Source organism: Stenotrophomonas sp. STEN087 (assembly GCF_056759115.1).
Genome location: NZ_JBRRCR010000138.1, coordinates 1 through 6,557, shown reverse-complemented (window position 1 = coordinate 6,557; position 6,557 = coordinate 1). Strand labels below are relative to the sequence as shown.

Here is a 6,557-nt window from a genome sequence, read left to right as displayed (position 1 = left end):
CCACCCACGGGGCCCAACAACACACTTGGGGCGTTCGCGGGGCCCTCGCCAAACCATATTGTGGGGGGGGGGCCCCCCCCCGGGGGGGGGGGGGGCCGCGGGTGGCGCCCCACGCCCCTTCAGGGTCCATCGCAGCCGACAGAGTGTGCCGACCAACGGTCGGCACCTACCAACGGCGCACGTGGCACCCCATCAGCCAAACGGCAGCTCGGCCGCCACACACGCGGCACTGATCGCCGCACACGCTTCTTCAATCGCCGGGGTCGTCGGTGCCAACCGCGGGCGGCGGTCCAGCGTGCAGGCCAGGCCCACATCCAGCAGCGTGGCGTGTGCACCATGCAGCGCGCGCGCAGTGGCCTCCGGCAGGAACCCCGCGACCGCCAGCGCGTCGATCAACGACGGCGTGTCGCGCGGTTCCAGCAGCGCCGGCACCTGCGCGCTGCGTGCCAGCACGCCGGTCTGCAGCAGGAACTCCAGATCGACCACGCCGCCGGCGCCCTGCTTCAGGTCCAGCCGCGCAGCATCGCTGCGGTCCAGTTCAGTGCGCATGCGCCCACGCATCTTCAGCACGTCGGCATACAGCGTGGCGTGGTCGCGTTCGCGGCCCAGGGTCTGCGCGCGCACCTGTTCGAAATCGGCCAGCAGGCTGGCATCGCCGGCCAAGCCGCGTGCACGCACCAGGGCCTGGTGTTCCCAGGTCCAGGCGCGTTCGCGCTGGTACTCGGTGTAGCTGGCCAGCGAGGACACCAGCGTGCCCTTGCCGCCATCCGGGCGCAGGCGCACGTCGATGTCGTACAGGCGGCCGGCAGCGGTGACGGCGCCCAGCAGGGCCATCACCTTCTGCGCCAGGCGCGCGTACCAGCGGCCCGGTTCCAGCGGGCGGGCGCCATCGCTGGCTTCCACGCCGGCGGGATGGTCGTGCAGGAACACCAGATCCAGATCGGAACCGAAGCCCAGCTCCAGCCCGCCCAGGCTGCCATAACCGATGATCGCGAAGCGCCCGCCCGGCACGACGCCGTGCGCGGCATGCATGTCCGCCTCGGCCAGCTTCAGCACGGTGATGACCACCGCCTGCGCCAGCTCGGCCAGCTGGCGGGTGCTGTCCACCGCACCCTGGCGGCCATCCAGCGTGGCCATCGCCATGCGGAAACTCAGGGCAAGCCGCGTTTCATTGAGCCAGCGCAGCTGCGATTCGGGATCCTCCACCGGCAGCACCTGCTGGCATTCGGCCAGCATGCCGTCGAACTCGGGCATCGGCCCGGACACGCGCACGTCCAGCAGTTCGTCCAGCAGCAGCGGGTACGCGGCCAGGCGCTCGGCCAGCAGCGCGCTGCGCGCCAGCACGTCCACCAGCCGCGCCAGGGCGCTGGGTTGTTCGTCCAGCAACGCCAGGTAACTCGTTCGACGCAGCACCGCCTGCAGCAGGCCGAGCACGCGCTTGAGCGCGGCATCCGGCTGCGGCGAACGCGTGGCCGCGTGCAGCAGCGCCGGCAGCACTCGGTCCAGGCGCGCGCGCGCGGCATCGGACAGCGACTTCACGCCGGTGCTCTGGGCGAAATCACGCAGCGACTGGTCGGCGCCGCTGGCATCGAGGAAACCGGCTTCGGCCAGCAGTTCGGCATTGCTGCCTTCGGGCAGGCTGCGCCAGTAGCTGGCCAGCGCGTCGGGCGCGGCCTGGCCCTTGCGCGGGGCCAGCAGCGCGGCGAATTCGGTGCTGACGCGCTGCTGCTGCTCGCTCAGTGCCGCGCGCAGTGCATCCCAGTCGGTGTAGCCCAGGCCGAGCGCGATGCGCTGGCGATCCAGCGGGTCGCTGGGCAGCACGTGAGTCTGTGCATCGCGCAGCATCTGCAGGCGGTTTTCCAGGCGGCGCAGGAACAGGTAGGCCTCGCGCAGCGCGGCACCATCGTCGGGCGCGATCTGGCCGGCGTTGACCAGCGCCTGCAGGGCGACCAGCAGGCGCCGCTCGCGCAGCACCGGTTCACGCCCGGCGCGGATCAGCTGCAGGGCCTGGCACAGGAATTCAATCTCGCGGATGCCACCGGCGCCGCGCTTGATGTCTTCGTGCAGTTCGCGGCGCGCGACTTCGGCAGTGATCGCTGCCTTCATCTCGCGCAGGCCATCGAGCGCGGTGAAATCCAGATAGCGGCGGTAGACGAACGGGCGCAGCGTCTGCAGCCACGCTTCACCGGCGGCGATGTCGCCCGCCACTGCGCGCGCCTTCAGCCAGGCATAGCGTTCCCAGTCGCGACCTTCGCGCTGGAAGTACTGGTCCATCGCCGCGAACGACAGCGCGACGCGGCCGGCGCTGCCGAACGGGCGCAGGCGCAGGTCGACGCGGTGGCTGAAGCCATCGACGGTGGTGTCGTCCAGCAGCTTGGCCAGGCGCTGGCCGAGGCGGGCGAAGTACTCCTCGGCGGCCAGCGGACGCGGGCCGTCGGATTCGCCGCCCTGCGCGTAGGCGTAGACCAGGTCGATATCGGAACTGAAGTTGAGCTCGCCACCGCCCAGCTTGCCCAGGCCGAACACCACCAGCTGCATCGGCTGGCCGTCGTCATCGCGGATGACGCCGTGGCGCTGTGCGAATTCCTGCTGCAGGGCGTCCAGCGCCAGGCGCAGGCAGTCCTCGGCGAGGGTGGTGGCGCCGGCCAGGGTCTGCGGCACGTCATCCAGGCCGGCCAGATCGCGCCAGACCAGGCGGGTGGACATGGCCGCACGCCAGCGCCGCAGCTGCGCCTGCCAGTCGCTGGGCTGCTGCGGGTCGAGCATCGGGGCCGGCAGCGGCGGGCAGCCGGGCTGGGCCAGGTGGGCCAGCAGCGCCGGCTGGCGCACGAGGGTGTCCAGGGCGAAGTCGCTGGCCACCGCCAGGCGCACCAGCGGCGCCTGCAGCGCGGCGGGGATGGGCTCGGGCAGGACATGGGCCAGGCGCGCCAGCGCGCGGTCGACCAGGGGCTGCAGGGTGGCGGGCAGTTCGGCGGGGGCGAGGGTCATGGGTCGATTGTATCGACCCGGTCGGGGCGCGACGGACCCGGTAGTGGGGGGGGGGGGGGGGGGGGGGGGGGGCGGGGGGGGGGGGGGCCGGGGCGGGGGGGCCCCCCCCCCCCCCGGCACTACCCCTGGAGCACTTCGCCTATTCAGCTTGGGCGTCAGGCAATAAAAAAGCCCGCTTGCAGCGAACTGCCAGCGGGCTCTGCTCCCTCCCCCACGTCGGGATGCAGGGCCATCCTGCGGAATGCGGAAGGACATTGCACGCTGCACTGCAAAACAGAACTGGTGGGTATGGTAGCCCGCCGTCCGGAAAAGCCATTCCACGAAGGTAGAACGCCCCGTACGGCGGGGGATGGCCGATAATCGGGCTTCCCCCCTGAAACACGTGTCGTCATGTCTGTTGATCGCATCGCCAACGCGCGTCTCCGTGACCGCGTGGTCTCCGCCGAGGCCGCAGCCGCGCTGATCCAGCCCGGTGAAACCGTCGCCATGAGCGGCTTCACCGGCTCCGGCTACCCCAAGGCCGTCCCCGTCGAACTTGCCCGCCGCATCGAGACGGTGCACGCCCAGGGCCTGCCCTTCCAGATCAAGCTGATGACCGGCGCCTCGACCGCACCGGAACTGGACGGCGCGCTGGCCAAGGCCGATGGCATCGCCATGCGCATGCCCTTCCAGAGCGACCCGGATGCGCGCAACCGCATCAACGAGGGCAAGCTGGATTACATCGACATCCACCTCAGCCACGTCGCCCAGCACGTCTGGTTCGGCTTCTACGGCGAGATCGACACTGCGGTGATCGAAGTGTCGGCCATCCGCGAGGACGGCTCGCTGGTGCCCTCCACCTCGGTGGGCAACAACAAGACCTGGCTGGACCTGGCCAAGAAGGTCATCGTCGAGGTCAACGAGTGGCAGCCGGCGGGCGTCGACGGCATGCATGACATCTACTACGGCACCGCGCTGCCGCCGCACCGCAAGCCGATTCCGCTGGTGAACGCCAACGACCGCATCGGCGATACCGCGCTGCGCTGCGACCCGGACAAGATCGTGGCCGTGGTGCGCACCAATGGCCCGGACCGCAACAGCCCGTTCAGCCCGATCGATGCAACCAGCGAGCAGATCGCTTCGCACCTGATCGAGTTCCTGCAGCACGAAGTGAAGAAGGGCCGCCTGCCGCCGAACCTGCTGCCGCTGCAGTCGGGCGTGGGCAACATCCCCAACGCGGTGCTGGCCGGCCTGGCCAAGAGTGGTTTCCGCGATCTGGCCGCGTTCACCGAGGTGATCCAGGACGGCATGCTCGACCTGCTGCGCGACGGCGTGCTGAGCTATGCCTCGTGCACCGGCTTCGCGCTGAGCCCGCAGGCCAACGAGACGTTCAAGGAACACATCGATTTCTACCGCGAGCGCATCATCATGCGCACGCAGGAAATCTCCAACCACCCGGAACTGGTGCGCCGCCTGGGCTGCATCGGCATGAACGGCATGATCGAAGTGGACATCTACGGCAACGTCAATTCGACGCACGTGATGGGCACGCGGATCATGAACGGCATCGGCGGTTCGGGCGACTTCGCCCGCAACGGTTTCCTGTCGGCGTTCCTGAGTCCGTCCACGGCGAAAAACGGCACGATCTCGGCGATCACCCCGATGGTGAGCCATGTCGACCACACCGAGCACGACGTGTCGGTGATCGTGACCGAACAGGGCCTGGCCGATCTGCGTGGTTTGACCCCGCGCAAGCGCGCACAGGTGCTGATCGACAACTGCGCGCACCCGGATTTCCGCCCGCAGCTGCAGGACTACTTCGACCGTGCCAGCCGCGAGAGCTACGGGAAGCACACCCCGCACCTGCTGCCGGAAGCGCTGTCGTGGCACCAGCGTTGGCTGGATACCGGCACGATGAAGGGCTGATTGCCAGACAGCGGGTAGTGCCGGCCGCTGGCCGGCACCATCAACAGCCGGCCAGCGGCCGGCTCTACCCTCAAAAGGCGCGCAGCGCCGCCAGCGATTCCGCCTGCAGCCGCTCGTAGATCTCGAACTCGTCGTTCACCGCCACGCCCATCGCCTGCTCGAACGCTTCGCGGTTGGCATGTGCGGCATACGCCCGCTGCTCTTCACCGCCCAGGTTGGACTGGAAGATGCCCGCGGCGCTGACCGGCAGGAAATCCTCGTAGACGATCGGGTCGGCCGTGGCCAGGCCGGCGGCTACCAGCACTTCGGCCGGCAGATCAGCCACGCGCTCCGGCGCGGCGCGGCCGGCGTCGGTCAGCTGGTAACGGTAGTAGCCCAGCCCTTCCTGGCGCAGGGTGTCGTGGTCATCGGGGAAACTGGCGAAGACCGCCTGCAGGCGCTGGCCATAGTCACCACCGGTACTGCCGGCGCCACCGGCATCGCGCGCCTGCGCCAGCAGCTGGTCGTACAGCGCGCGGCCCTTCGGGGTCAGAGCAAGGCCACGCTGCTCGATCTCGCCGAAGCGCGCGGTATGCGTGCCGGCATCGCCTCCCTCGCCACCGGGGAAATGCACGGCTTCTTCCAGCGCCTTGAAGCTGGTCTGCCGCAGCAGGATCGGGCAGGCGCGGCGCGGCGGGCCTTCGATCACCGCCTTGGCGGCCATGCCGTGCTCGATCATCGCGGCCTGCGCGGCATCGATATCCAGCGTGCGCGGGGTGAGATGGTTGATGTGCGGGCCGCGGAAGCTGACCACGTCGGCCACCAGCCGGTGCGCATCGTGCAGCGCGTGGTAGGTGGGCAGGTCGACGGTGGCATCGCCGTGCCAGCGGAAGGTTTCCAGTGCTTCGGCAACGAAGCGCTCGGCATCGGCCTGCGACAGGCCACCGTCACGCTCGGCCTGGTCGATCAGCGCCAGCGCGCCCTCGGTGAAGATGCGGCGGCGCTCGAGGATGCGTGCGGACTCGGCGCGCAGCGCTTCGTCTTCGATCAGCTCCAGGCGCAGCAGCGAGGTGAACACGCGGAACGGGTTCTGCGCCAGGGCCGCGCCGGTGAGCGGGCGGAACGCGGTGGAATGCACCGGCACGCCGGCCACCGACAGATCGTAGTAGGCCACCGGGAACATGCCCATGACCGCGAACAGGCGGCGCAGTGTGGCCAGTTCCTGCGGGGTACCGACACGGATCGCGCCGTGGCGCTCTTCGTCCAGGCGTGCGCGCTCGTCGTTGCGCTGCAGCTGCGCGGCCAGCGCCGGGTCCTGCGCAAGCACCTCCGCGTTGATCCGCTCCACCAGTTCCACCAGCGTGCCGTACAGCGGCACTTCGGTGCGGTACATGCGGGACATGGCCTGGGCGAACAGGCGGCGGATCACATCAGGCGAAACGAAAGAGGCGCTCATCAGTCACTCGAATGCGGGAACGGGAACGGCGAGAGCCGTATTGTCGCCGGTGTGCGCGATGGGGGCGATATGCAGAGCAACATGACCCGGGACCGGTAGTGGCGGGGGGCGGGCGGCGGCCCCCGCAAATAAAGCCCCCCCCCCCCGCCCCACCGGGGGGGGGGGGGGGGGGGGGGGGGGGGGGGGGGGGGGGGGGGGCCCCGGGGGCGGAGGAGGGCCGCGCGGGCGG

At 70.1% G+C, this 6,557-nt stretch carries 3 protein-coding genes; 1 reads left to right on the top strand and 2 read right to left on the bottom strand.

What is annotated here, in order from left to right; translation table 11 throughout:
• Positions 1-192 precede the first annotated feature (192 nt).
• Positions 193-2,988 carry a bifunctional [glutamate--ammonia ligase]-adenylyl-L-tyrosine phosphorylase/[glutamate--ammonia-ligase] adenylyltransferase gene (gene glnE / locus ACVOK1_RS19900; protein ID WP_481563037.1) on the bottom strand — a complete coding sequence of 932 codons (2,796 nt, stop codon included), beginning with the start codon at positions 2,986-2,988 and terminating at the stop codon, positions 193-195.
• 390 nt (positions 2,989-3,378) lie between these two features.
• On the opposite strand from glnE, the gene ACVOK1_RS19895 reads away from it, so the two are divergent.
• Positions 3,379-4,893, top strand: a complete 1,515-nt coding sequence (locus ACVOK1_RS19895) for an acetyl-CoA hydrolase/transferase family protein (RefSeq protein WP_164075508.1) — start codon at positions 3,379-3,381, stop codon at positions 4,891-4,893.
• A 70-nt stretch (positions 4,894-4,963) separates the two neighbouring features.
• Here ACVOK1_RS19895 and hglS read toward each other — a convergent pair whose 3' ends face one another.
• The gene (gene hglS / locus ACVOK1_RS19890) at positions 4,964-6,328 is read right to left on the bottom strand and encodes a 2-oxoadipate dioxygenase/decarboxylase HglS (protein WP_481563036.1); all 1,365 of its coding nucleotides are present in this window, start codon (positions 6,326-6,328) and stop codon (positions 4,964-4,966) included.
• Between the last annotated feature and the right edge of the window lie 229 nt (positions 6,329-6,557).

Coding starts and splice junctions, on each gene's coding strand:
- hglS (WP_481563036.1), bottom strand. CDS start 6,328: ATGAGCGCCTCTTTCGTTTCGCCTGATGTGATCCGCCGCCTGTTCGCC.
- ACVOK1_RS19895 (WP_164075508.1), top strand. CDS start 3,379: ATGTCTGTTGATCGCATCGCCAACGCGCGTCTCCGTGACCGCGTGGTC.
- glnE (WP_481563037.1), bottom strand. CDS start 2,988: ATGACCCTCGCCCCCGCCGAACTGCCCGCCACCCTGCAGCCCCTGGTC.